Raw genomic sequence first — 24,967 nt, forward strand, 5'->3', positions numbered from 1 at the left:
GAAACAAATTCCTAGGGTAGCGTGAGGTCGATAACCTAACGTCTCTTCCGCAGCTTTAAAGTCAAAATAGGGGCTAAAAATTCTTGGCTTCGACGCGCCACATAGATGCTTGGGCCGAACGTGCTAATTCAGCAGTTGTGAACGTCCTGCTGCTGGATGCTTGAACTGCATCAATGCGGCACGCATCCAGAAAGGAGAGGAGCAAAGACGCTTTAACGGCAAAGTTCATATTTTGAGCATCAGGCATTGTAGAAGTTACCAAACCGATAACAGCGCCTGTCGAATCAAATAAGGGAGATCCGCTAGAGCCAGGTTGAATAGCCGCAGTAAATTGTAGAAGGCTAGAATCGTTATGCAGGCCAAACAACGCCGACACACCGCCCTGGGTCACGTGGACACCACCGCCGGCGAAACCCGACATAGGGAAACCCAGCGCGACTACAGATTCGCCCAAGTCGCAGCCGGAGCCGTCCTTAAAAGAGACAGATCTGAGGACAGGGGACTCCATCACCCTGAGGAGAGCGATGTCATTACGCTGATCAACGACGACCGGCTCTGCACGATAACGACCTTCAAAGGAGGAAATGAATATGTCACTCATGCCCTCGATTACATGAGCACAGGTGAGCACATGGTGCTGGGAAACGGCGAAACCAGTGCCGGTTGCGCACGTTCGTGCGCGGTCAGCCTCCGCAGAGCTACTGCGCCCTTTTGGATGAGCGTCATTAATATCGATCCCGATGCGGCGGCCTAGAGCGGCTAAACCATAAGCCGAACCCTCAGCCAGTGCGCGAAACTTCCATTGCTGATTGCGGATGTAGAATTCGCCGATAATGATCGCCGCTTCACCGTTATCGCGAAGGTCCAACCTATATTCAATCTGTTCGTCAACAAGTAGGTGCAACGAACGAAGATCGCTTACCGGTCCTGCTGCAGAAAAAGTGTATGCGATGAGAAGTAGCCGATCGCTACCGGACGGGAGGGCTGACAAGTTCAATTTACAACCAACCTTTGCTTGGTCGCCGCTCCACTCCATCCAAGACTGTGACGTCTGAAATAGGGCAGCCTCACCAGTGGGTTGGCGTTTGTCATTTACCGGCAGTATGGCAATCGCAGCGTACTCCCCGAAAGCCGAGGAGTTCCCGCATTCCAGAGTCCATTCACTCCGTGCACTTGATACCGCAGTGTTTGCGCCTGGCGCGAGCACCATCATTCCTTGATTACTCCTTAAGTGCTAAAACCACCGCGCTGCAATGGTACCAAACTTCAGGTTTCTCAATGCCTCAGGATGTCATTTTGGCACTACAGCTGCAACGGTGACCCCTTTCACACGTACGTCTGGCCGCCAAACGGTAGCTGGCTCAGGGAGATTCAGGCGGCGCGTAGCAAATATACCCGCCAAATTGACGCCAGCCTCCCGGGTATAACCAACGCCACCAGAGTAGCGCGGGTTGATTTCCAACAAGTGGGGATGACCGTGCACATCATCCTTCGTCTGAACATTCACGATGCCGTCACATTGGAAATGCTCGGCCGCTTTGAGTGCGAGCTCGACCGCCCGACCTTCCTTCTCAAAGATCTGATGAACACCAGTCTTTCTTCTGGCTACGAACGACACCGCTCGTCCAGCCTCGCAGACCATGTCGACCGAACACTCGCTCCCAGCCATGTAAGGCATGACAAGCATCGCCGGCGGCGACCCTCCATCACAGTACGCATGCATGTAGGTTTCGAAATTCGCAACTCGCGCATCGGGATCTGCAAAACAACGGAAGGGATCGGCGCCTTCCTTGAAACGCCAAAAGCCTTGGCCATAAATGCCGACTGCGGGTTTCACGCATACCTCACCCGACGCGGCGAGGGTTTTGTATGCAGCAAACATTTCATCAGCATTCGTAGCAGTAATCGCTGGCACGCAGGCCAAACCCGCGCGCTCAGCTTCAACGGTGAATTTGCTCTTGTCGTCGACAAGATCGAAAGTTCGCATCGACATCCCGCCGGTTACCAGAACCAACCCAGCTTGCTCGAAGCGTGTTCGGGCCTGCTCAAAGACGCCACCCAGTCGACCTGCCAGGATTACTTTGATGCCATAGGTGCGTGCAGTTGAAATCACCCACGATATCCGCTCTTCATCACCACGAGGCTCGGTAAAGCTGATATCGGCACCGGCCGTGATTTCAGGACGATCGTCTCGATGCGAGGCAAATATCTTCACGTCAGGCGGCAACGCATCACGTGCGCCTTGAATAATGTCGCGCTGGCTAGACTGCCCTTCGAGAAACCAAATCATGTTTTAATCTCACTTGTAGATGTGCACTGACAGTCAAACCCTATGACGGGAACTGACAGCATCCGATGGTCAACCAAAACATAACGAGTGCTGCGGTAGCGTCAAGGCAATTCAGCGCGCTCCTTCAGGAGAGCGTCATCACAAGACAAGCTCCCATCCACAATTTGGTTTTCAGGTTTAAACTGGACCGCTTGCATGCGGTTCCTGCGCTCGTAAAGTAATTAGGGACGGTAGTGGTGAGGCAAAACTAAGCGGGGTCCGCCGAAGAAGAACAAATAGCATTGTCACTTTTGAGTCGAGTCCAGTTCAGAATGGGCACCGACCACAACATTTCCTTGGCAATTTTGCACCGATATCAAGTAAGTCGTCCACAGACATTCTATTTCAGCGTATGAAGCTGCAGGGTAACTGAAGCTCACCCCGTACCGTTCTCAAATTTTGAACCAGTAGAAGCGCAAGTGGCCCAAGCTATTGAGGCCCTCATGGTGATCAGCCAAAACGCGGACACACGATATGTTTCCGCGACTCCAAGCCGATTGCAGCTCGCGCGTACTTATTATGTACCACATGGCAGGAACGGCTGTAAAACTGCACTGTTGGCGCTGATTAAAAACTGACCCGGTGGATGCGGAAGAAATCTTGGACTACTTGGAGGCAGTTCGTGTAATAACCACCGCTCAGATTAAATAGGCGGTGCGCCGAGACCGGACGTCAGTCTGGGTGCTGGGCACATTTGTTACGCCATCCGATGCACTGGTCTTGCGGTGGTGATTTGTGGAGCAATGGGGTCACTGGGCATAGAAATTTTTTCATTCGGTTGCTGACATGATTTCTCAGACTTTCCTACTAGCTAAGCCCGCCTCTTGACTGACGCCCAATACGCTCAGTCAAAATACCCAGGATGATGAATATTGTGGCAATCATGGCGCGAATATATTTTTAGCAATACGGAAGCGAATTATATCTTTGAATAAACCCACAAGTTTTCGACACTCAATTGCATGCGAATACTATTGGTGGCAACATAGGACTCAGAAGAATCAGTACTTTGAATCACAACACGTCAGTGTCGTGAAGTTTCGGATACGGTCCTAACCGAGCGGCAATTCATCACAGACAACGGAGTTACATAGAACGCATTCGTTATACGCGTGTTCCACCTTCAGCGTATCAGGAGACCGGACGACTAAAGCACGAATATCTATAGAGTGCATTAACAACGCTTCTAAAATACCGATATACTGAGTTCGCATCGCCACATACATTTTATCAACCTTATTTAACTCACATTGAAGTATTGAAATCTTCTCCTGCAAATTCCTACACTTGGCATCTTTATCAAATGCCCATTTAGAGATAAGTGAAGATTGCAATACGACATCAATCTCAAATTGATATTTCCTGATTGTCTCCCTTGATACTCCTGCGTAAATGGAGAATTCTTTTTGGCTGTATGTATACTGCACAGAGCGATCGCGATAAAAAACAATTAACTCCAACAGCTTACTTCTTAGATACTCCTTGAGCCTTTCCCCCCTGTAATTCATACAACCTCCTCAATGATTACTCTTTTTAAAAATCTCTGTCAGCAGAAAGTTAGCTGACTGCTCCACGCTTTCAAAATGCTTATATTGGGGACTTGACTCACCGCCGGCGTTGACTATATGAACTCTGATCAAACTCGCATCATGAGCTATTCGCTGAATTTCAGACCTTTGCTTTTCATTTTGCGAGTCTACAATAAGCACCTCGCAGGGCTTGCCATCACCTCCCTTTGCCAAACAGGAAAGATGATTTTGACAAGGCTTGAGTGCAAGATTATGAGCGCACCCGCCATGAGGCATTGGGTTGATAACACGAATAGCAGCCGTAAGATAATCTTCGGCCGCCTTACGATCTGCTATCTTAAGATTATTGAACGTAGTCTGTATCAATCCCACCGCCTTGTCCTCCCTAACGCGCTGCATCATATCTTGAAGTATAAGTGATCTACTTAATGCCGAGGTGTGGTCGTATATTTGAGCTTGAGCATAATCCGCTCGTCCTAAAATAATATTCACCTGAGCGTCCGAAAGCCCGCCCTGCTTATATACAGTATTGAGCCAATGACGGATATCATGCCAAGTAAACTCTGCAACAGTGCCTGTTCGCGGATCAAGGATATCAAATTTTCTAAATAGTGAGCCACCCTGTGCTGACGTACCGCCCAACCAACTTATGAACATCCCGTCACTAACTTTTCTAAACTCGTTCGACCTTACGGATTTTGAATAGGTCAAAAGATTACGCGAAATAACGAACAACGAGTCCTCAGGTTCTAATAACGTTTTCGAGTTCGCACGAATTGTCGGCGAGATCGAGCAATAGAACTCCTCCTCATATTTAAAGTCGCGTTCAAACGGGTATACTTTATCTTGGAGCTGACATAATAATGCATCATCAAATACCCCTCTCACTACTTCCCGCATCCAACTTCTCGCAGAGACAGTCACCCCGCAATTTTTTTCCATACACTTCGCGGTTATCGAATGAGGGTGCATCCGCAGTTTCCTCTGCCAGTTTTCAACTTCACAGGTCACTGGAGCAAGTTCATCCCAACTTTTCTCATACAGATAAACCTTTTGTGACATCGCTATCTGGTTATTTAACAAACGGTTAAAAACGCGAGTTGTAGTGCAGAGGTACGCCGCTGCCTTCGATGGCTTCTTGAATCGCTCTAGTAATCCTATAGCGTCAACGAACTGTCCGGTTGAAAAATAATAGCTTCCTTTTGGCGTGAACAGCCTATGTTCTTTTGTCCATTCGGATGCAAATTTTTTCGAAAAGTACCTTAGCGATTGGTCCGAACTCAGTATTTTCTTCCAATCTAGGCGCGGAGCCGATCGTAGCTGTTTAACTATATGTCGCCCTTCCATTGTCGTCTTAGCGATGAAAGTCACTGCTGCTTTGACCGCAGGATACATTTCCTGAGGGAAAGGTCTATACAAAAGCGTACCACCCTTCTCAGGAAAAACTTTAAAAGCCCATCTCCCTTGAAGTTTTATCAAGCATTCCAACGGAAGGCACGCTAATTCATTAATTCTGCATCCCAATGCAATATTTATCAATAATGCATTAATGAAAAACTTGTCACGAAGCTCCAATTCCGGGTGATTAACCAATGCGACAATATCTCGAAGAACCTCCGTCGGCAGCAATTTTTTCTGCCTTCCACTTTCAGACCCATGCCTTCCATACTCAAGACGGCTCTTTGGTGCTGTATATAAAATCCTTAATCCAAGCCTCATTTGTAGCCATTTAGAGAAGGCTTGGAGATTGGATAGGCTTGATACTTTTCCTACTATCCCGCGCTCGATATAAGTATTCTCAACTGCGATAAAATCGAGAAGGTTAATCTGGGCAATCGTTTTATCACCAATCACCGAATCAAGCCTTACCAATGCCTCGATAATCGCGAAAGCTCCGCCATCAGCAATTCCCACTTGAACTCGCTTAGCTGCAATGTAAATTTTCGCCACCATCCTCAAAGCATTGTTTTTAAGGCGGCCAAAACGAAGAGTTAAAACAGTTAAATTTCCGGGCCTTTTAACCCAATCCAAAATATCCCAATCATCGCTAAAAACATTAATTTCGGGGCTCAATACTTTCGAGACGGAAGTCGTAAGCTCGTGTAGTGCGATAGGCACTTCCAACATTAATAAACTCTCGCTCATAGGAAGTTACTCACCATTTTCTATTCTCGTTACAACATCTTTAACGGATTGGTAGACCCTTTCTAGATCCTTAAGAACCTTACTACGTTCTTTGCCACCTTCAGCCTTATCCCACCTCGAAAGTTCGGTCTCCAAGTACTGCAAAGACTTTTTATGATCTGCATCGCGCCAAGCAATAAAATACCTACACCCATTATAACAACTAAAGAAAGGGTGCTGCCCGCACACTCCTTCTTTGCCGCACTCTCCCACAAGAGCGGGCGTTTGTACGACGGGAATCAGTATCGGCGAACCAGCACCCCGAGGACCAACACGTCCGTTAAAAAAGAGACCATTAAGATCTGAAAACAAACCTCCAAGCCTCTTGTTAGCTCGTTCTAGCAGCGGGCAAAACTCCGATGCCAAACAATCTATGTACCAATCTGCTGCGGTGATGGAACTATGTTCTAATACATATTGAATTTCATCTCTTGACGCCCCTTGAACAGCCATTTGTGTAGCCCCACTATGGCGTATTCGATACGGAGTTAACACCAATAGCTCTTTCGTCCTCGGGCTGACGAGGCCTATTTTTTGGCTCCAAAGTGTTAATCCACGACCAAAGTCTGGTCTTTTCCCACCCGACATACTAACTAATAAGGTTTTTCGCGATTTCTGCAAAACTCTCACATGGGGTAGTGCGGAATAATCTCGTATAGCAACCGCCAGCTCTCCGGTTATGGGCCATAGCTCTGCCTCCTGACCTCTTTGTTTCTTCGCCTTAGGAATCCTCAAAAAAAACTGCTGGTCAGATGCTGTGGGGTCGGGCATCCATAGTGCGCTGTCTAACATTTCATGTAGCTGAATGGGGCGTTTTAGCGTTTCAAACGCAATCCATGCGAATAACCGGACAGACGTGTCCCAGGTTGATTCATCGGGTGCCTTGGCCACCATAGCTCTTCTTACAACTTCTATTTCCGAACTGGTCAATGCCCCTCTGGTTTCATGCCATTGGAGTATTATATTCTTTGACTCACCTGGTTTAAACTTTATTGCATCCAGCTCTAACGCATAAACTTCATCGGCGCCGGCCAAACAGTTCTGCGCTGAATATCTATAAAACATTCGAAATTGCCCGCCTGCCTGTGACTCAGCCAATGTGATATCAAACAGATCCCCCAACGAAAGATCGGAAAAATCAGTCCACGAAGTATTCCATTTTGACTCAAGACACAATAATGCTGAACGAAAGCTAGGCAGAATACGAGGACAAACCTTTTTAAGCTTAAATTTCAAATACTCATGCGCAGCATTAATGACTATTTTAGGAAGCTTGTATTCATCCAAACATATTGAATACCGCCGCCTCTGCCACTCAGTTTCAATCCTGCAAGTTGTAATATCGATAAAGAAAGGGTTCAGTGCATCAGCCCGACATTCAACATAAAGCCTACCCTGTTCATCACGAAACTCTTCGAGATGATTTAATTCAATATTCATCTATGATTCCTTCCTTGTTCATCTGAATTAGCCTATTCCTAGTCAAATCCCTGATCGCTCGTTTGGCATAACACCGCAGTGAGTTGGGGCTGCGCCACCCACCCATGTAAACTATGTGATCAATTTCTGTGGCATTATTCTCCAGCGAGCTTGCTGCCTCATAGAGTCGATTAAAGACCGCATGCCTAACCACGTGCCAATGAAATTTATCAACACATTCCAAACGTATATCTTTTGAAATCTTGTTAGCTGAAGAGCAAGATAGGGGACGGCCCATATTAGACGATCCATGCGACACAAACAGGAAGTCATGATCCAAGAATACTGTGAAGCCAAGTCTTTTTCCATTTGCCTTTACTCTATACGTGGATACATACTCTTCAATGTACCCGATAACATCTTCGTCTCCCGGACCAAAGTAAAGCAATCGTCCATAGGTTTTAACAAGAGGATTATTTGGCGTCCGTGGATCTACGTAGTTTGCTCCTCTCTCTTCTATACGAACGATTTCAAGCGAAGGATAATCACCTGTAAGATTTATATCTTCCAATCGAAGGGCGAGCGCTTCACCAATTCTAAGACCAAACCTCAGCATCAATCGCCATAAAATATAATTACGCAACTGCAGACCACGCTTTCGTGTGGCGTTGTCCAACCTAGCTTTCAATAATTTCTCGATCAATTGCAGTTCGTCATCAGTTAAATCCTGCGCGATAGCGTCAGCGTTACCGCCAGCCATGACTTCGGACCAAACCTGTTTATGGCTCTCAATAAGCTTAACGTAATTAACATTGCTGTCCACTTGATAACTTACTAACGGAGTGAAGTTCTCCACAAACCACAGCGCGAATGCACTACAGCTGTGAAGCACCTTGGTAACATATCGGCTTATTTGATCACCACCTTGGGATGGCAATATTACGGTTTCGAGCCAGCGCGCGAAGCTCCTGACATTCTTGAAATCAATACCACGCCCTTCTAGCAGCATTACCTCAATATCAACACCATTCTTTCCCGCCCATGTAAAAAGGAATGCCAAATGATAAAATATTGTTCTTATGCTGGATTTAAATCTACGATTACCTAATGAATACGACACTTCGTACACACTTGCACTCACGACAGGTATGAATGTTTTTTCAGCAACCAACATATACCTTGCTAGTTGACCACGAGCAAACTTTATAACTTTGTACTCTAGATATACCCGTTTCGTAGAGGCACTACGATTCGCTAAGTTAATCATGAGCGCTCCTCTCGCCCACGCCAGCTAAGTTCGCAAGTTCAACAGCCTGATAAACGTCTACTTCCCGTAAAATAAATTCACCGAAAGAATAATCATTCGCAGCTTTTGACTTTTCTTGACAGAGGAAATTTTCACGCGATCGAAGAGGTGGCTGTGAGGCGCTAAATGTTGATGCCTCACAAAAAGAAGGAATAGGGATGGAAATAGTTAGACGCATAGCTCATACCCCGACGAAAGCTCTGTCATGGGGGTACAGATGCCGGGCCGCGGATAATTCCGACGCCTACCTGCTATCCAAAAACCCGAGGTGCTGCATTGGCACTGTTTTTCAAAGTAGACCTGCCTATCGTAATAATCAACCCCTGCATCACGGCTTAGCGACGACGGCGCTGGACGTTCCTCAGACTACACGTATCTAGGCACGCGGCATTAAGGTAAATCATGGATAAAGCCGAAGCTGACCGTCATGACAAGATGCTTGAACTCGCTGAGTTGCTGGCAGAAGTGTTGCAAAAAGCCGTGCCGTCCCTGAGCGAGCAGCAGGTGGAGGAAGCCGGGATCTACATGGCGAAGAATCGCGATGTGTTTGCCAAGGCGTTCAAGAGCCAGCCGGATGCGTTGTCCGAGTTGCTGAACCCGGCGGCGGAATAAAGCCCGAATTGAACAGGCCCTGGATCGTTGATTCAGGGCCTTTTTAATAAGGGCTAGGCGTACAGCAGGCGCTCGGCCAGTTCATCGGCCACTCGGGCGGGTGAGCGTTTTTCGGCTTGAGCGTGGCCGAAAATTTCGGTCAGGCGTGTGCCGATGTTGGACAGGTGCGCGGTGATGGTCGCCAGGTCCGCGCCACTGTGCTTGAGGGCGACGTAGATCAGGCCGCCGGAGTTGATCACATAGTCCGGTGCGTAGAGGATGCCGCGCGCTTCCAATTGGTCGGCCACTTGCAGGTGGGTCAGCTGCGCGCTGGCGGAACCGGCCACGGCGGCGCAGCGCAGTTGGGCGACGCTCTGGCGGTTGAGGACAGCGCCCAGGCCGCACGGCGCGAGAATGTCGCATGGGGTACTGAGTAGGGCGTCGTTGGCAATCGGGTGGGCGCCCAGTTGCTCCATGGCTAGTTGCACTTTGCCAGGGTCGATATCGCTCACCAGCAATTCGGCGCCAGCGGCGTGCAGTTGTTCGGCCAGGGCGTAGCCGACGTTGCCCAGGCCCTGGATTGCCACACGCAGGCCTTCCAGGTTGTCGCTGCCCAGGCGGGCCATGGCGGCCGTGCGGATGCCGGCGAATACGCCCATGGCCGCATGGGGAGACGGATCGCCGGCGGCGGTGGTGCTGGTGACAAAGCGCGTGTGCTGGGCGATGCAGTCCATGTCTGCCACGGAGGTGCCGCTGTCGATGGCGGTGATGTAGCGGCCATCGAGTTGCTCGATGCACCGGCCGAAGGCTTCGAACAACGCGGCGCGGCTTTCCACATGGGCCGGGCGGATGATTACAGCGTTGCCGCCGCCCACCGGCAAGCCGGCCAGCGCGGCTTTGTAGCTCATGCCTCGGGCCAGGCGCGCGGCGTCGGCCACGGCGCTTTCGTCGTCGGGGTAGGCCAGGTAGCGACAGCCGCCCAGGGCCGGCCCCAGGCGACTGCTGTGAATGGCAATGACCGCCTTCAACCCGCTCACCGGGTCAACGCTCAGGTGCAGGGATTCAAGGCGGGTGCTGTGCATGAGAGCAAACATCGTCAAGCTCCCGAATCACTTCTTGTAGTCGCCAAGTATAGGCCGCCGGTAAAAGATTGCCGGAGCACGCGGGAATAAGCCGACCGCAATTTCAGGCTTTGTGACATAAACAAGTAGGCTGGTTCTCAAGAAGCTGGACGAAAGTTCTCGGCAAGGCTAAAACGAGACATCCGACGGAGAATGCAATGAATCCCCGCCAAGCCTTTTTCGACTGCCTGCACCGCTCGCCTGCGGCGCTGTTTGAAGCCGCCTTATGGATCGCTGCCGAGCACGACCCCGCCGTGGAGCCACGGGCGATCCTGGCTGACTTCGCGGTGCTGCAACAGCAGGTAAGCCTCGGCATGCCGCTGCTGCCGGCCGATGAGCTGGGCCAACCGTTGCTGCGGATACTGAACGACCTGGGGTTCGCCCAGGATGACTTCACCCCCTTGCGCCCCGCCGCCGCGCTGTTGGACAAGGTGTTGCAGCGCCGCCGCGGACAGCCTCTGGCCCTGGGGCTGATTGCCCTGGAGTTGGCGCGGCGCCTGGAGATCCCGATGGTCGGGGTCAACTTCCCCGGGCACTTCCTGCTACGGGTAAGCGGTGCCGATCATTTGCTCGACCCCTGTGGCGGGCGGCGGCTGTACCCCAACGATTGCCGCGAATTGCTGCAACGCCAGTACGGCCCCAATCTCAAGTTGCAAGCCGAGCACCTGCGCAGCGCCGAGCCACGGCTGATCCTGCAACGGCTGTCGCGCAACCTGCGGCAACTGCACCTGGCCAATGACAATCACCTCGCGGCGCTGATCGACGCCGAGCGCGTGCTGGAACTGGGCGATGCCAGCGCCGCCGACTATCTGGCGCGGGCCAGTCTGTACAAGCACCTGGATTGCCCGAATGCCGAGCGCTTCGATCTTGAGCACGCGCTGTTGCTCAGTGAAGACCCGGTGCAGCGGCTGCGTCTGACGGAGCGGCTGGGGCATTTGCCGCCTGGGGCGGTGGTGCATTAAAGGGGGCGACCGGTGAACCGCGTCGCCCTCATCGCCGCCTCGCCGGGGCTCGACAGCTCCTACAAATAAGGGGGTTGCCCTTCAGGATTCAAGCGGGTGCTGGAGGATCTCAACCGGCGCCTTGGTCTCGGGGGAGCGCACCTGAATGATCAGCAGCGCGGCGATCACCGCCGGAATTGCGCAGAAGAAGAAAATCTGCTGCACCGGTACCTGCATCGCCAGCAACATGCTGCCAAACAGCGGCCCGAGGATCGAACCAAACCGCCCGACACCCAGCGCCCAGCCCGTGCCCGTCGCACGTACATGGGCCGGGTAAAAGTTGCTGGCAAACGCATTGAGGGTCAACTGGCCACCGATGATGCAAAAGCCCGCCGCAAACACAAACGCCACCAGGTAACGCGGGTTGTCGTGATTGAGCCCCAGCAGAATCGTGCACACCGCCGCGGCCGCCAACACACCGGAGAGCAGGCGGACCTTGCTTTTCAGGCGGTCGGCAAACCAGGCCATGCCAATCGCGCCCAACGTGCCGGCGAACAGGAACATCGAGGTCACCAGGTTGGCTTTGTTCAAGGCCATGCCACTTTCCAGCAGCAGTGACGGCAACCAACTGATCATGAAGTACAGCAGGATCAGGCTGACAAAAAAGGTCGACCAGATCAGCAGCGTCGGCCGGGCATAGCCATTGCGAAACAACTCCACCACCGTCAGCTTGCTGCCCTGCTCCTGGCGATTCTGTTCTTCGCTGGCCGCCGGCGCCTGCCAACCAGGCAGCATGCGCGCCGTGACTTTCTGCAGGCGCGCATAGGGCGGCGCATCGCGCAACAAACGTGGCAAGGATTCAGGCAGCAGCCATACCAGGAAGGGAAACAGCAGCAACGGCGTCACACCACCGGCGAGGAACACCGCCTGCCAGCCGAAACTGTCGATAAAACCCGCCGCGACAAAACCACCCGCCGCGCCACCGAACGAGAAACCACAGGCCGCCAGCGTCACCATCAACGTGCGCATACGCGGTGGCGAATATTCCGACATCAAGGCCATGGCACTGGGCATCGCGCCACCCATGCCAATGCCGCAGATAAAGCGTGCGGCCATCAGCGTGTTCAGGGAATTGGCGAATACCATCAGCACCGTGAGGCTGGCGTAGATCAGTACGCAGGCGAGCAGGATGCGGCGCACGCCGAAGCGGTCCGCCAGGGGCGTCACGGCCAGGGAACCTAAGGTCAGCCCCAGCAGGTTGGCACTGAACACCGGGCCGAAGGCGGCTTTTTCCAGGCCCCAGTCCTGGGCCAGGGCCGGGACCACGTAGCCCAACACTTGGGCATCGTAACCATCGGTGACCAGCAACAACGCCAACAACAGGAGAATCAACCACTGGTAGCGCGACACCGGACGGGCGTCGAGTGCCGCGCGAAAGCTGGCAATCTGATTGTGCATCGCAAGGTACCTGTTTTTTTTATTGGATATCCGCCTGTAGGAGCTGGCTTGCCGGCGATGGCGGTGTATCAGGTGAAGCGCCATCGACGGCAAGCCGGCTCCTGCAGGGGTTAGGGGGTGTCAGGCTGGTTGGAGGGATGGGCCTGGATAAATGCAGGATGTTTGGCAGCCAAGGCTGCTACGCGCAGGATTCGTGGGTAGCCATCCAGTGCCACCTTGAAGCGCTCTGCCGCATACAACTGCGGGATCAGAAACGCATCCGCCAGCCCTGGCTGGTCACCAAGGCAGTAACCCTGCTCGCCGATCAATTGCTCCACGGCGCCCAGGCCCTGGCTGATCCAGTGCCCGATCCACTCCAGCAATTGCGCCTCGTCATGCCCCCACTGGCGCAACAGGCTCTGGGTGCTGGAGTTGTGCAACGGGTGAATGTCACAACCGATGATCGAGGCCACCGCGCGCTCATGGGCGCGGGCTGCCAGGTCCTTGGCGAGCAGCGGCACCTGTGGATAACGTTCATCCAGGTACTCGATGATCGCCGGCGACTGGATCAACAGTTCGCCCTCGTCGGTACGCAAGGCCGGGACACGGCCCTGGGGGTTGATCGCCAGGTATTCGGGCTGGCGGTTGGCGCCGCCCTTGGGCACCAGCAGGTTGACCGGCAGCGCGGTGAAGTCCAGGCCCTTGAGCGCCAGGGCGATGCGCACCCGGTAGGACGATGTGGAACGGTAGTAGGTATAGAGTTCCATCCCCTCGCCCCCTTAGCGCGCGGCGACCACAGTGCCACGGCATTCGCCGAAGCCGATGGAGGCAAATCCATCACGCGTGCAGCGGGCGCGCAGGATGATTTCGTCGCCGTCTTCAAGGAACTTGCGCACTTCGCCGGAGGCCAGCTCGATCGGCTTTTTGCCGCCTTCGGTGATTTCCAGCAGGCTGCCGAACTGCCCCGCTTCCGGGCCCGACAAGGTGCCCGAACCAAACAGGTCGCCGGCCTGCAACTGGCAGCCGTTGACGCTGTGGTGCGCGACCATTTGCGCCACGGTCCAGTACATGTGTTGGGTGTTGCTCAGGGTCAGACGATGGGCCGCCAGGTTCTGCTCGCGCATCGCGGCGGTGGTCAGCAGCACTTCCAGTTCGATATCAAAGCCGCCAGCGGCCTGATCACGGGTGTCTAGCAGGTACGGCAGCGGTTGTGGATCGCCAGCCGGGCGTGCGGGCTGGGCCTTGCGGAACGGCTCCAGGGCTTCAGCCGTGACCACCCAGGGCGAGACGCTGGTGATAAAGCTTTTCGACAGGAACGGCCCCAGCGGCTGGTACTCCCAGGCCTGGATATCGCGGGCCGACCAGTCGTTGAGCAGGCAGAAGCCAGCGATGTGCTCGGCGGCATCGCCAATGGCAATCGAGTCGCCCATGGCATTGCCCTGGCCGATCCAGATGCCCAGCTCCAGTTCGTAGTCCAGGCGTGCGCATGGGCCGAAGGTCGGTTCGGTCTGGCCGGCTGGCAGGGTCTGGCCCTTGGGCCGGCGCACCTCGGTGCCGGACGGGCGGATCGTCGAGGCGCGGCCGTGATAGCCAATTGGCACGTACTTGTAGTTGGGCAACAACGGATTGTCCGGGCGGAACAGTTTGCCGACGTTCTGCGCGTGCTCGATGCCGACGTAGAAGTCGGTGTAATCGTTGATTTTCGCTGGCAGGTGCATCTGGCAATCGGCGGCCAGTGGCAACACTTGGGTACCCAGGGCTTGCAGCTTGGCTTGCTGGCTGCTGCCCTCGGCGAGCAGTTCCAGCAGGCGTTCGCGCAGTGCCACCCGTGGGCCACGGCCCAGTTCGAAGAAGGCGTTCAGTTGGCCGTCCGCCATGGCATCGATGGCGCGGCGCGCTTCACCGTCAAACAGGTCACGGGCCGCTTGCAGATCAAGAATATGCTCGCCAATCGCCACGCCACTGCGCGGTGCCGAACCGTTGAGGCTGAAGATGCCCAGGGGCAGGTTCTGCAAGGGGAAATCCGGGTGACCGTTGGCCGAGGCCACCCAACTACGGGTGAGAGTGGACTGAGTCATGGTTTATCTCCGATTCGGGTTGAAGGTTGCCGGCAGCGTGGCCCAGCAAGCGTCGTAAGTGTTTTGCAGTTGCGGGCAGTCCAGGGCGAAGCGGGTCGGGCGCAGCACCTGGCTGGTCTCGAACATGAAGGCCATGGTGTTATCGATTTTGTGCGGCGCCAGGTCCACGGCGATGGCCTTGGTGCAGGTCTCGCCATCCGGGCCGTGGGCGCTCATGCAACTGTGCAGCGACGCGCCGCCGGGCAGGAAACCTTCGGCCTTGGCGTCGTAGGCGCCCTGGATCAGGCCCATGTATTCGTTCATCAGGTTGCGGTGGAACCACGGTGGCCGGAAGGTGTTTTCGGCCACCATCCAGCGCGGCGGGAAGATCACGAAGTCGAGATTGGCCAGGCCGTGGACGCTGGTAGGCGAGGTCAACACGGTAAAGATCGACGGATCCGGGTGATCGAAACTCACTGTGCCGATAGTGTTGAAGCGGCGCAGGTCATATTTGTACGGCACGTTATTGCCGTGCCAGGCCACCACGTTCAGCGGCGAGTGATCGAGGGTGCAGCCCCACAGCTCGCCGAGGAACTTCTGCACCAGCGGCGTGGGCCGTGAAAGGTCTTCGTAGTGGGCGACCGGGGTCAGGAAGTCCCGGGGGTTGGCCAGGCCATTGCTGCCAATCGGCCCCAGGTCCGGCAGGCGCAGCGGCGCGCCGTGGTTTTCGGCGACGTAGCCGCGAGCCTGGGCATCCAGCAGTTCGATGCGAAATTTCAGGCCCCGTGGCAGCACGACGATTTCCAGCGGCTCGACCTCCAGCACCCCAAGTTCAGTAGCGATGCGCAGGCGGCCTTGCTCGGGAACGATCAACAGTTCGCCGTCGGCGTTGAAGAACACCCGCTCCATGGAGCAGTTGGCGCGGTAGTGATAGATGCTGATGCCGGAGGGTTTCTCGGCGCCGGCGTTGGCCACCATGCCGACCAGGCCGTCGATAAAGTCGGTGGGTTCTGCAGGTACATCCAACGGGTTCCAGCGCAGGCGGTTGGGCGTCACCTCGCCCAGCGGGCCACCGGCCAGTTGTCGTTCCAGCTTGATGAATGCCGGGTGATTGGCCGACGGTTGGATGCGATACATCCAGGTACGCCGCGCTTCGCTGCGCACCATGGTGAAGGCGGTGCCGGAGAACAGTTCGGTGTACAGCCCGTAGGGCGCTTTTTGCGGGGAGTTCTGGCCGACCGGCAGTGCACCTGGCAAGGCTTCGCTGGCGAATTCATTGCCAAAGCCCGATTGGTAATCGAGGGTCATGGATCGTCCTCAGTAAGGAAGTTGTTTTTATCGTAATCCAGTTACGCATAACGTAATTTGCTCCGTATCGACCGTCAAGCTATAAAGACCGCCATTCGTCTTTCGGACACACGCTCTCCATGGAAAAGCCCCCCGCCCCCCGCGACACCGGTAAACAGAAAGTCCGCTCGGCCGAAGTCGGCACCGACATCCTCAAGGCCCTGGCCGAACTGTCGCCGGCCACGTCCCTGTCGCGCCTGGCCGAACATGTGCAGATGCCCGCGAGCAAGGTCCACCGCTATTTGCAGGCGTTGATTGCCTCGGGTTTTGCCGAACAGAACACGGCCACCAACCATTACGGCCTGGGCCGCGAAGCCTTGCGTGTGGGGTTGGCGGCGCTGGGCAGCATGGACGTGCTGAAAGTCGCCACCCTGCCCCTGGCGCAGTTGCGCGACGAGTTGAATGAAACCTGCTTTCTCGCGGTGTGGGGCAACCACGGCGCAACGGTGGTGCATATCGAACCGGCGGTACGCGCGGTCACGGTGGTAACGCAACTGGGGTCGGTGCTGCCGCTGCTCAGTTCATCCACGGGCCTGGTGTTCAGCGCCTTTTTGCCAGAGCGCGAAACCGTCGACCTGCGCACGCAGGAGATCCAGGCCGGCACCGCCCATGCGCTGGCGGACGACCAGGCGTATGGGCAGGCCTGTGCGCAGATTCGCCAGCGGGGCCTGCACTTTGTGCATGGCTTGCTGATGCCCGGGGTCGATGCGCTGTCGGCGCCGGTCTTTAATGCCATGGGCCAGGTGGTGGCGGTGATGACGGTGGTGGGGCCGACGTCGTTGTTCCATGCCGATGAAGATGGACCGGCGGCCCGGCAGTTGCTGGCGGCGAGCCAGGCGGTGAGTTGGCGGATGGGTTATCAACCCTGACCCGTTGCAACTGAATGCATGTGGGCAAATGTGGGAGCGGGCTTGCCCGCGATGGCGGTGGGTCAGTTGATACATTCTGCGACTGATACACCGTCATCGCAGGCAAGCCAGCTCCCACAGTTGGTGAGTGGTGTGTGCAAAGTCCTGTGCCCAGCCGAGATCCCCTGTGGGAGCGGGCTTGCCCGCGATGGCGGTGGGTCAGGTGATACATTCTGCGACTGATACACCGTCATCGCAGGCAAGCCAGCTCCCACCTGTTGATCGGCGTTGCTGGGAGTAATCAGGCCATCAGGCCCAGGGTCTTGGCCTTGGCCACGGCCTGGGTGCGCCGCTCCACCCCCAACTTGCTGTGAATCCGCCGCGCGTGGGTCTTCACCGTGTGCAGCGAGATAAACAACAAGTCGGCAATTTCCAGGTTGGAGTTGCCCAGCGCGATCAGTTGCAGCACCTCCAGTTCCCGTTGGCTCAACGGGTTTTCCCCTGGCGCCGCCACTGCATCCTGAGGTTCAAGCCCCAGTTCACTGAGCAACCCCGGCTGGCGCAGACGCAGTTCGCGCACCGCCTGTTGCACCTGGCAGCGCGCCGCCAGGGCCAGCCCGGTTTGCAGCGCGCGCACCGCGTTCGCGCGCTCGCCCAGTTGCCAGGCCACCTCGCCCAACACCAGGTGCAACTCCACTTCCAGGCACTGCATGCCACGCTCGCGGGCCGTATCGAGCAAGGCCGTGAGCCGCTGGATGGGTTGCTCGGCCCGGCGCAGCTTGACCTGGGCCAGCACCAGCAAGTATTCCAGCCGGGGGATCAGCTCCAGGGTCGCCGGCGGTGCCTGTTTCGCCTGCGGGCCATGATAGTGGCGCAGCACCCGGCTGACGGCCTCCAGGGTCAGTTCGGCGCGCCCCTGCTGCAACCAGAAGTGCCCACTGAGCAACAGCAACACCGCCCGGTACACCGTGTCGGGCACCTGCCGGCGCTGCATCAGGCGCTCGGCGTCGCGCAACTGGATAAACGCCTGGGCGTAGTCGCCACGGTTGGCCGCCAGCATCGCCAACCCAAGGAAGCCGTACAGCACGCGCTTATCCTGGCTATGCAGGCACATGCCCAGGCCGGCTTCGAGGCAGTCGGTGGCCAGCGCGTCATGCCCCTGGCGCAGTGCCAGGTGCCCACGGCGCAAGGCAATCCGGCCCATCAGCGGCCCGGCCTTGAGGCGCTGCTGCACCAGCATGGCCTGCACGCCTTCCAACAGGCTCTGGGCCCGGTACGGTGCGCCCCGCTGTTCCAGCAGTTGCGCGTGATCAAGCTCCAGCACCGCTTCCAGCAGCAACGAACCATGGGCCCGCGCCAGGCACAGCGCCTCGCGATTGAGTGCCTGGGCCACATCCAGTTCGCCGCGCAACAGCGCTTGCTGGGTCAGCCCGGACAGGCACATCAGACGCGACGTCCAGGCGCTGTCCGGCAAGTCATTCAATGCCTCCAGAAAATGCCCACGCGCAGGCACCGCTTCCCCCCCAAGGTGCAATAACCAACCCCACTGCGCCTGCCAGCGCGCCAGCAGATGGCGTTGCAGCGCGGCGGTGGGTTGCGGGGTGAAGCGCGCCAGTTGATCGATGCATTGCGCGGCCTGGTCGAAACGCCCGGCAAACAGCAAGGCCGCCGTGACCAGCCCCACCAGTTGCGCCGAGCCGAGCATCAACTCGTCGCCATGTTGCTCATGCAGGCGCAACAACAGCACGGCGTTTTGCTGGCGGAACAAGTCTTCAAAGCTGAAGTGCTCCAACAGGCTGACCGCCACTTCGTACTCTTCAGCCAGCAGCGCCTGCTCAAACGCCGCCTGCCAGTCCTGGGCTGCGGTAAACCATTGGCAGGCGCGCCGGTGCCAGGAACGCCGGGCCGGCCAGGGTTCGTCGCGCAGTAACTGGGCCAGGGGCGCGAAAACCTGCAGCCACTCCGGCGAATCTTCCCAGGGCTCGATAAACGCGCCGAGGGCCTGGAGCTCGCGCAGGTAGTCGGCGCCATCGCCAAACCCGAACAGGTGTTCGCACAGCCCCGGGTTGAAACGCGGCAGGTGCGCCAACACGCGCCAGGCCTCCTCCAACTCTTCGGGCAAGGTGCTGAACAGTTCGTGTTGCAGGTAATCGAGCAAGGTCTGGGAGCGCCCATGCCAGGCACCGCTGTCGGGATGGCTGTCGCCTTCGAGCAGGGCGATACGCACGCCGGCGCACCAGCCGGCGCTGAACTGCAGGACTTTATCGGCAGCCTGCCCGCCCGCGGCGTGATGCTCGAGCAGTTGCTGGACCTCGCGCTGATCGAACGCCAACTCGGTGCCGCCGCACTCCCACAACTCATCATCGAGCAACAGCCGTGGCCAATTGCAGGCCGGCCGGCGCCGCGCGCCCAGCCACCAGACCAAGGCCGGGCTGCTGGCCGCCAGCACCCGATCGAGCAAGGCATCCAATGCGGGCGCCGCCACCCGGCAATAGTCATCGAGAAACAGCCAGGCCGGCGCTTGCCAGCGGCTCAGGTCGAGCAACAAGCTGGCTTGATCGACAAACACCAGGCCCAGGCTTTGGGCCAGGCGCTGACAGAAATCCAGCGGGTCCAGGGCCGCACCGTTGAGGGGCAGCCAATACACTTGGCAACTCGCCGGGGCCTGCAGGGCGCATTCGGCCAACAAGGCACTCTTGCCACTACCGGCCGGCGCGCACAGCAACCGGACCCGCGCCTCGGCCCCCAGCAACGGCTCGGCCAGGCGTGGGCGCAGCAAATGGTGGGAAGACAGACGTGGCATGAATCCAGGGCGATCCAGGCGACGGGTCATGGCGGTCATTACAACGTCCCTTTTTTATTGTTATGCGGCGTGCGGTCTACCGTAGTCCTGTCAATGGGCGTTGTTGAAGAAGTATTCAGCGGGCTGATTGCCGGGCATAAAAAAGCCGGGCTTCATTTGAGCCCGGCACAGGGTTGGCAGGTTAAAACCCGAGCCTATGTGGGAGCTGGCTTGCCTGCGATGGCGGTGGGTCAGGTTGATGGGTTTTGCCTGGTCCACCGCCATCGCAGGCAAGCCAGCTCCCACAGTGATTGGCTTTACAACCTCAGGTCAGCGTACGCCCGAGGCGCGCAGGGCCGATGGGGTGTAGTCCGCCGCCTTGGCGTTGAAGCCGAATACAAAGCTGCTCTTCTCTTCGTTCTTCATGCCCAGGGCGATGTAGCGGCCGGCGATGATGTCGTACAGGGTCTCGACGGTGTAGGCCGGGGTCTGGTGGTTGTAGTAGAACTGCGCATGACCTTCGGCAACGCGCCACAGTTGGCCGCGGCCGTCATAGTGATCCACCAGCGCCACTTGCCAGCTGTCTTCGTCGATGTACATGTGGCGCTTGGCGTAGATGTGCCGCTCGCTTGGTTTCACCGTGCCCACCACTTCCCAGACCCGGTGCAGCTCGTAGCGGGTCAGGTCCTGGTTGATGTGGCCGGCCTTGATGATGTCGTCATATTTAAGGGACGGCGAATCGAGCTTGTAGGCGTTGTAGGGAATGTACATTTCCTTCTTGCCCACCAGTTTCCAGTCGTAGCGGTCTGGCGCGCCGGAGAACATGTCGAAGTTATCCGAGGTGCGCAGGCCGTCGGACGCAGTGCCCGGCCCGTCGTAGGCCACTTGCGGTGCACGGCGCACGCGGCGTTGGCCGGCGTTGTAGATCCATGCCAGGCGCGGTTCTTTCACCTGGTCGAGGGTTTCGTGTACCAGCAGCACGTTACCCGCCAGGCGGGCGGGCGCGGTGACCGACTGCTTGAAGAAGGTCAGCACGTTGGCGCCCTTGGCCGGGTCCATGTCCGGGATCAGTTGTGGCACTGCCACTTCTTCTTCAAAGCGGATCGGCGTGTAGCTGCCGTTGGTCTGCGGTGTGGCCTGGGTGATGATGCGTCGCAGGTTGCCGCCGTGATAGCGAGTGATGTGGTTCCACAACACCTCGACGCCATTTTTCGGGATCGGGAAGGCGTAGTAGCGGTTGCCGGTGAAATTCTCCAGGCCGTTGCCGTCGTTGATCGACTTGACGTTGAGCGCGCTGCGCTTGATCGACTCGTAGATATCGTCGGGCAGGTTGACCGTGCGGTGGGTGGTGTAGACCGGGATTTTGTAGGTCTCTGGGTAGCGCTTGAACATCGCCACCTGGCCGTCCGACAGTTTGTCCTTGTACTTGTCGACCGTGGCCGCGGTGATCACGAACAGCGGTTTTTCATTGGCAAACGGGTCGGCCAAAAAGCCCTTGCTGTCCACCGCGCCGGCGTTTTTCGGGATGCCACCGGTCCAGGCCGGGATCGAGCCATCGGCGTTACCGGCTTTCTCGGCGCCCACTGGGGTCAAGGTCGTACCGAGCTTGGCTGCTTCTTGCGGTGACACGGCGGCCATCACGTTGGCGGCCACCAGGCTGAGGGCCAGTACACCGCACTGCAAAATCATCTTACGCATGGTTGTTGTCCTTGTTCTTTTTTAGCCGAATCAGAAGTTCACGCCAAAGCTGAGGGCGAGGAAGTCACGGTCGGTCAGGGTGTTGTAGTCACCGCCAAAAAAGTCGGTGTAGCTCAGGCTCGCGGTGTAGGTGTTGCGGTAGTCCGCATCGACCCCGACGCTGAGCGCCTTGGCCCCTTCGTTGAACAGGCCATTGGGGCCGTAACCCTTGACGTCATGGGACCAGGACAGGTTGGGCTTGAAGTTGATCCCGGCGATCACGTTGTTGTAGTCCAGGATCGCCCGGGCGCGATAACCCCAGGAAGTCGCCGTGACGAAGCCGTCGGTATCACCGCCAAAACCGTATTGGCCGTAGACCGAATCACGGCCGTAGCGCAGCTTGGTTTTGTTCTCCAGCCCGCCCACCCGCACGATGGCCGCCTCGCCCACTACGGTCAGGCGTTCAGCGCCCAGCACCTGGTCGAAAAACTGGGTCATGGTGGTTTGGAACTGGGTGATTTCCTTGCGCCGGTAGCCGGTGTTGTCAGCGCCGAATGAGCTCTTGATCGGCGACACGGTGTTACCGGCAATCGGGTTGACCAGAGCCAGGGTCAGGTCGGTGGTGTTGAGTTGCACCGGGGCGTTGGGGCGGTAGCTGATTTCCCCGGTCCAGGCAGTGCCGGTGGGCAGGGTCGTGGAAAAGCTGGCGCCGTACAGGCGAATGTCTTCCGGGTAATCCAGGTAGTACTGGCCGCGTCCGAGCATCACGCTCTGCGCCAGGCCGGCGCCGCTGCCGGGGGCAATGCCGTTGGCGGTATTGATGATATTGCCGATGGTCGCAAGGTTAGTGTTGGCCGTGAGGGTGCCCACGGTCGGCGTGCGGCTGTGGTAGTTCATGAAGTACAGGCCGTATTCGGTGTCATCGCCGAGCCAGCGCAAGGCCATGCCGAACTGCCCGGAATCACGAGCATCACGGTCGGCGGCGCGGCGCACGATCACCCCTTCGTTGGTCACGCCAAAGCCTTGGCCGAACGCAGCGGCCACAGGTTGCAGCGGGCGGATCGCCGGGCTGCCGACCGTGTAGTTATTGGTGCAGCCATCGGCCGCCACGTCGCCACCAAAGAAGGTGCCGCAGTTATCCAGTACGGTCTGGTCCCATTCCAACTGGTAAAAGCCTTCCACGGTCAGTTGGTTGGTCAGGCCCTGGGAGGCAAACAGCATGTTCACCGGGATCAGGCCTTCCTTGATCTCGGCGCCAGGCCGGCGGAAGGCCGAGACGTCGACGGGGTTGATGCTGTTGATGGAGTTGCCGATGAAGGTACTTTCGCCCCAACTGACCACCTGCTTGCCGGCACGCACGGTGCCCGGCAGGTCGCCCAGGGAATAGTTGTGATAGACGAAGGCATCGAGGATCTGTGCACCGCTGGATTTGGAGCCTTCCTTGCGGTTGTGGTCGCTGATCGGCTTGAACTCACGGTCTTCGTCCTTGAGTTCGAAGTCGTACCAGTACTTGCCCCGTACAAACACCCCGGTATCGCCGTACTTGAGCTCCAGGTCGTGCAGGCCCTTGAAGATTTTCGAGTAGGTTTCGCCCTTCTTGAAGTTCAGCCGCCCGTCATCCCCGGTGGAAGCCTGGCCACTGCCGCCGTTGACCGTGCCCACCAGCTTGCGGTCGGCATCGCGCATGCCCCAGCTGGCACCCACCGACAGCGACGAATCGAACTGCCCCTCGATCTCGCCGATATTGAATGAAACAGCCTGCGCCTGAACGCAGCAACCCAAAGCAACCGCAGCGGCCAGCGCCTGTGGCCTGAAGATGGCGCGCATTGTTGTTTTTGTCATGCGTCTTCCCCGGTGGTGTGACAGAAGGCCCCACCCTACTGCCCGCCATCAGGAGCGATAAGCGCACCAAGGAGGTATTCGTTGTGTCGCTCCAAAGGATTAACGCAGGCTCTAGCGTGGGTATTGGCGGGGCTATCGACGCAGTGGATGGAGCGCCATCAAGAGAATGGATACCCCGCCCCGTCAGGCGCGCCACTGTTGTTGTTTTGGTAACAGTCCTTGTCCTGAATCAGTGTTTTTCATTCTGTTACAACGGACTATTCTTACCGGGCTTTCAAGGCGAACCGCCTGCTTCACGAAAGCCAGTTTTTGACGGATTGAAGCGTATTTTCAGTCTGTTACCGGTGTTCACTGACGTTGATTTGTAGCTCCTTGATCCAACGTCTTACTTCGGCCGCTGCTTATGCAGCGGCCTTTTTTATGCCTGAAACAAAGCGGGGCGCCATAAGCGCCCCGCAGGATTTACTGTTTTTCAGGTAACGATCACAGGCTGTACTTCTGCAGGTTGTCCATCATCTCTTTCAAGGCTTCGATGTTGTCCTTGGGATGGGCCGCCCCTTCAAAGTCGCAGATCTGCTGCCAGTGCGCCGCCACATCCTCTGGCGAGAAGCCCGCCTCGGGGTCAAACCCGACGCCCAGGCTGCGTTCCCAGCGGGTCTTGCCGATCCAGCCGCCGCCCACTTCAAACAGCCCAGAAGTTTCCTGGCACGCCTCGCTGCCCAGGTACACCACCAGCGGGCTGACCAGTTCAGGCTTGAGCCTTTCGAACACCTGCGGCGGGATCAGGCCTTCGGTCATGCGCGTGCCGCCGGTAGGTGCGATGGCATTGACCAGGATGTTGTGCTTGCGCCCCTCCAGCGCCAGGGTGCGGGTCAGGCCATACAGGCCGAGCTTGGCCATGCCGTAGTTGGACTGGCCGAAGTTGCCGTAGATGCCCGACGTGGAGGCGGTGAAAATCACCCGTCCGTAGCCTTGCTCGCGCATATGCGGCCAGGCGGCGCGGGTGACTTTGTAGGCACCTTCGACATGCACGCGGTAAACCAGGTCCCAGTCGCTGTCCTCCATTTTATGGAAGGTTTTGTCACGCAGGATCCCGGCGTTGTTCACCACCACGTCGATGCGGCCAAACACCTCGAGGGCGTGTTGCACGATCTTTTCGCCGTCGGTCACCGAATCGTGGTTGGCCTCGGCAATCCCGCCGGCCTCGCGGATCTCGGCCACCACACGGTCGGCCGCCGAAGCGTTGGCGCCTTCGCCCTGAGTCGAGCCGCCAAGGTCGTTGACCAGCACCTTGGCCCCGTGCCTGGCGAACAGCAGCGCATGGGCACGCCCCAAGCCACCCCCGGCACCGGTGACGATCACGACTTTATCTTGGAACTGCACAGACTCACTCATAGGGAACTCCAGCGAAGACAGTGGACGATGGGTTGAGTGTCAGGCACGGGGCTTGTGGTCACAATAAATACGGGCGGGGGTGAATGGTGCGCAATAAGGCACGGGGATGATCGGCTCGTATAGGAACTGGCTTGTGTGGGAGCTGGCTTGCCTGCGATTGCA

The 24,967-nt window shown here is 57.1% G+C and carries 18 protein-coding genes and 1 pseudogene; 4 read left to right on the top strand and 15 right to left on the bottom strand.

The annotated features are described in order from the left end of the window. Positions 1-73: 73 nt before the first annotated feature. Together HBO19_RS25695 and HBO19_RS25700 are read right to left on the bottom strand one after the other, a co-directional pair. Positions 74-1,213, bottom strand: coding sequence for a trypsin-like peptidase domain-containing protein (locus HBO19_RS25695; protein WP_170058554.1), 1,140 nt, complete (start codon positions 1,211-1,213; stop codon positions 74-76). 78 nt (positions 1,214-1,291) lie between these two features. Next, positions 1,292-2,290, bottom strand: a complete 999-nt coding sequence (locus HBO19_RS25700) for an ATP-grasp domain-containing protein (RefSeq protein ID WP_046071036.1) — start codon at positions 2,288-2,290, stop codon at positions 1,292-1,294. Positions 2,291-2,739: 449 nt separating this feature from the next. On the opposite strand from HBO19_RS25700, the pseudogene HBO19_RS28620 reads away from it, so the two are divergent. Further along, positions 2,740-2,884, top strand: a pseudogene (locus HBO19_RS28620) (transcriptional regulator); the annotation flags it as partial. Positions 2,885-3,381: 497 nt separating this feature from the next. Here HBO19_RS28620 and HBO19_RS25705 read toward each other — a convergent pair. Genes HBO19_RS25705 through HBO19_RS25720 form a run of 4 tightly spaced genes read right to left on the bottom strand, consistent with a single transcriptional unit; the run spans position 3,382 to position 8,728 of the window. Beyond that, entirely contained in the window at positions 3,382-3,837 is a 456-nt protein-coding gene (locus HBO19_RS25705; protein WP_170058555.1) for a hypothetical protein, read from the bottom strand. Positions 3,838-3,846: 9 nt separating this feature from the next. Beyond that, positions 3,847-6,003, bottom strand: a complete 2,157-nt coding sequence (locus HBO19_RS25710; RefSeq protein WP_170058556.1) for a hypothetical protein — start codon at positions 6,001-6,003, stop codon at positions 3,847-3,849. A gap of 6 nt (positions 6,004-6,009) precedes the next feature. Further along, complete coding sequence (locus tag HBO19_RS25715; RefSeq protein WP_170058557.1) at positions 6,010-7,482, bottom strand: site-specific integrase; 1,473 nt, start codon at positions 7,480-7,482, stop codon at positions 6,010-6,012. After that, positions 7,472-8,728, bottom strand: coding sequence for a site-specific integrase (locus HBO19_RS25720; protein WP_170058558.1), 1,257 nt, complete (start codon positions 8,726-8,728; stop codon positions 7,472-7,474). Before HBO19_RS25720 ends, HBO19_RS25715 begins: the two co-directional genes overlap by 11 nt. A gap of 441 nt (positions 8,729-9,169) precedes the next feature. Here HBO19_RS25720 and HBO19_RS25725 point away from each other — a divergent pair, with 441 nt between their 5' ends. After that, a complete protein-coding gene (locus tag HBO19_RS25725) occupies positions 9,170-9,379 on the top strand; it encodes a YebG family protein (protein ID WP_046071033.1) in 210 nt (69 codons plus the stop codon). Positions 9,380-9,432: 53 nt separating this feature from the next. On the opposite strand, the gene HBO19_RS25730 is transcribed toward HBO19_RS25725, so the two are convergent. Continuing rightward, a complete protein-coding gene (locus tag HBO19_RS25730; protein ID WP_170058559.1) occupies positions 9,433-10,452 on the bottom strand; it encodes a Glu/Leu/Phe/Val dehydrogenase in 1,020 nt (339 codons plus the stop codon). 185 nt (positions 10,453-10,637) lie between these two features. Here HBO19_RS25730 and HBO19_RS25735 point away from each other — a divergent pair, with 185 nt between their 5' ends. After that, positions 10,638-11,441, top strand: coding sequence for a transglutaminase family protein (locus HBO19_RS25735; protein WP_169954911.1), 804 nt, complete (start codon positions 10,638-10,640; stop codon positions 11,439-11,441). 81 nt (positions 11,442-11,522) lie between these two features. Here the strand turns inward: HBO19_RS25735 and HBO19_RS25740 are convergent, their stop codons facing one another. From HBO19_RS25740 to hmgA, 4 genes are all read right to left on the bottom strand, one after another. Beyond that, entirely contained in the window at positions 11,523-12,878 is a 1,356-nt protein-coding gene (locus HBO19_RS25740) for an aromatic acid/H+ symport family MFS transporter (RefSeq protein WP_169954910.1), read from the bottom strand. A 110-nt stretch (positions 12,879-12,988) separates the two neighbouring features. Continuing rightward, a complete protein-coding gene (maiA, locus tag HBO19_RS25745) occupies positions 12,989-13,624 on the bottom strand; it encodes a maleylacetoacetate isomerase (RefSeq protein ID WP_170058560.1) in 636 nt (211 codons plus the stop codon). A 12-nt stretch (positions 13,625-13,636) separates the two neighbouring features. Beyond that, positions 13,637-14,935: a fumarylacetoacetase gene (gene fahA / locus HBO19_RS25750; RefSeq protein WP_170058561.1), complete on the bottom strand. Its 1,299-nt coding sequence runs from the start codon at positions 14,933-14,935 to the stop codon at positions 13,637-13,639. A 3-nt stretch (positions 14,936-14,938) separates the two neighbouring features. After that, complete coding sequence (gene hmgA, locus HBO19_RS25755) at positions 14,939-16,222, bottom strand: homogentisate 1,2-dioxygenase (protein WP_169954907.1); 1,284 nt, start codon at positions 16,220-16,222, stop codon at positions 14,939-14,941. A 119-nt stretch (positions 16,223-16,341) separates the two neighbouring features. On the opposite strand from hmgA, the gene HBO19_RS25760 reads away from it, so the two are divergent. Then, on the top strand, positions 16,342-17,130 hold the full coding sequence (locus HBO19_RS25760) for an IclR family transcriptional regulator (protein WP_170043015.1): 789 nt from the start codon (positions 16,342-16,344) through the stop codon (positions 17,128-17,130). Positions 17,131-17,410: 280 nt separating this feature from the next. On the opposite strand, the gene HBO19_RS25765 is transcribed toward HBO19_RS25760, so the two are convergent. The 4 genes from HBO19_RS25765 to HBO19_RS25780 form a co-directional block, all read right to left on the bottom strand. Then, complete coding sequence (locus tag HBO19_RS25765; protein ID WP_170058562.1) at positions 17,411-19,951, bottom strand: LuxR C-terminal-related transcriptional regulator; 2,541 nt, start codon at positions 19,949-19,951, stop codon at positions 17,411-17,413. 270 nt (positions 19,952-20,221) lie between these two features. Further along, positions 20,222-21,589 (bottom strand): DUF1329 domain-containing protein, encoded by a 1,368-nt coding sequence (locus tag HBO19_RS25770; protein ID WP_169954904.1) that lies wholly within the window; start codon positions 21,587-21,589, stop codon positions 20,222-20,224. Between the two features lie 30 nt (positions 21,590-21,619). After that, positions 21,620-23,410: a DUF1302 domain-containing protein gene (locus HBO19_RS25775; protein ID WP_169954903.1), complete on the bottom strand. Its 1,791-nt coding sequence runs from the start codon at positions 23,408-23,410 to the stop codon at positions 21,620-21,622. 483 nt (positions 23,411-23,893) lie between these two features. Continuing rightward, entirely contained in the window at positions 23,894-24,805 is a 912-nt protein-coding gene (locus HBO19_RS25780; protein WP_170058563.1) for an SDR family oxidoreductase, read from the bottom strand. Positions 24,806-24,967: the final 162 nt, after the last annotated feature.

Source organism: Pseudomonas sp. WS 5021, from assembly GCF_012985535.1.
Taxonomy (GTDB): Bacteria; Pseudomonadota; Gammaproteobacteria; order Pseudomonadales; family Pseudomonadaceae; genus Aquipseudomonas.

Bases quoted from the DNA above. Each gene is read 5' to 3' on its own strand.
- HBO19_RS25695 (WP_170058554.1), bottom strand. From the start codon at position 1,213: ATGATGGTGCTCGCGCCAGGCGCAAACACTGCGGTATCAAGTGCACGG.
- HBO19_RS25700 (WP_046071036.1), bottom strand. From the start codon at position 2,290: ATGATTTGGTTTCTCGAAGGGCAGTCTAGCCAGCGCGACATTATTCAA.
- HBO19_RS25705 (WP_170058555.1), bottom strand. From the start codon at position 3,837: ATGAATTACAGGGGGGAAAGGCTCAAGGAGTATCTAAGAAGTAAGCTG.
- HBO19_RS25710 (WP_170058556.1), bottom strand. From the start codon at position 6,003: ATGAGCGAGAGTTTATTAATGTTGGAAGTGCCTATCGCACTACACGAG.
- HBO19_RS25715 (WP_170058557.1), bottom strand. From the start codon at position 7,482: ATGAATATTGAATTAAATCATCTCGAAGAGTTTCGTGATGAACAGGGT.
- HBO19_RS25720 (WP_170058558.1), bottom strand. From the start codon at position 8,728: ATGATTAACTTAGCGAATCGTAGTGCCTCTACGAAACGGGTATATCTA.
- HBO19_RS25725 (WP_046071033.1), top strand. From the start codon at position 9,170: ATGGATAAAGCCGAAGCTGACCGTCATGACAAGATGCTTGAACTCGCT.
- HBO19_RS25730 (WP_170058559.1), bottom strand. From the start codon at position 10,452: ATGTTTGCTCTCATGCACAGCACCCGCCTTGAATCCCTGCACCTGAGC.
- HBO19_RS25735 (WP_169954911.1), top strand. From the start codon at position 10,638: ATGAATCCCCGCCAAGCCTTTTTCGACTGCCTGCACCGCTCGCCTGCG.
- HBO19_RS25740 (WP_169954910.1), bottom strand. From the start codon at position 12,878: ATGCACAATCAGATTGCCAGCTTTCGCGCGGCACTCGACGCCCGTCCG.
- maiA (WP_170058560.1), bottom strand. From the start codon at position 13,624: ATGGAACTCTATACCTACTACCGTTCCACATCGTCCTACCGGGTGCGC.
- fahA (WP_170058561.1), bottom strand. From the start codon at position 14,935: ATGACTCAGTCCACTCTCACCCGTAGTTGGGTGGCCTCGGCCAACGGT.
- hmgA (WP_169954907.1), bottom strand. From the start codon at position 16,222: ATGACCCTCGATTACCAATCGGGCTTTGGCAATGAATTCGCCAGCGAA.
- HBO19_RS25760 (WP_170043015.1), top strand. From the start codon at position 16,342: ATGGAAAAGCCCCCCGCCCCCCGCGACACCGGTAAACAGAAAGTCCGC.
- HBO19_RS25765 (WP_170058562.1), bottom strand. From the start codon at position 19,951: ATGACCGCCATGACCCGTCGCCTGGATCGCCCTGGATTCATGCCACGT.
- HBO19_RS25770 (WP_169954904.1), bottom strand. From the start codon at position 21,589: ATGCGTAAGATGATTTTGCAGTGCGGTGTACTGGCCCTCAGCCTGGTG.
- HBO19_RS25775 (WP_169954903.1), bottom strand. From the start codon at position 23,410: ATGACAAAAACAACAATGCGCGCCATCTTCAGGCCACAGGCGCTGGCC.
- HBO19_RS25780 (WP_170058563.1), bottom strand. From the start codon at position 24,805: ATGAGTGAGTCTGTGCAGTTCCAAGATAAAGTCGTGATCGTCACCGGT.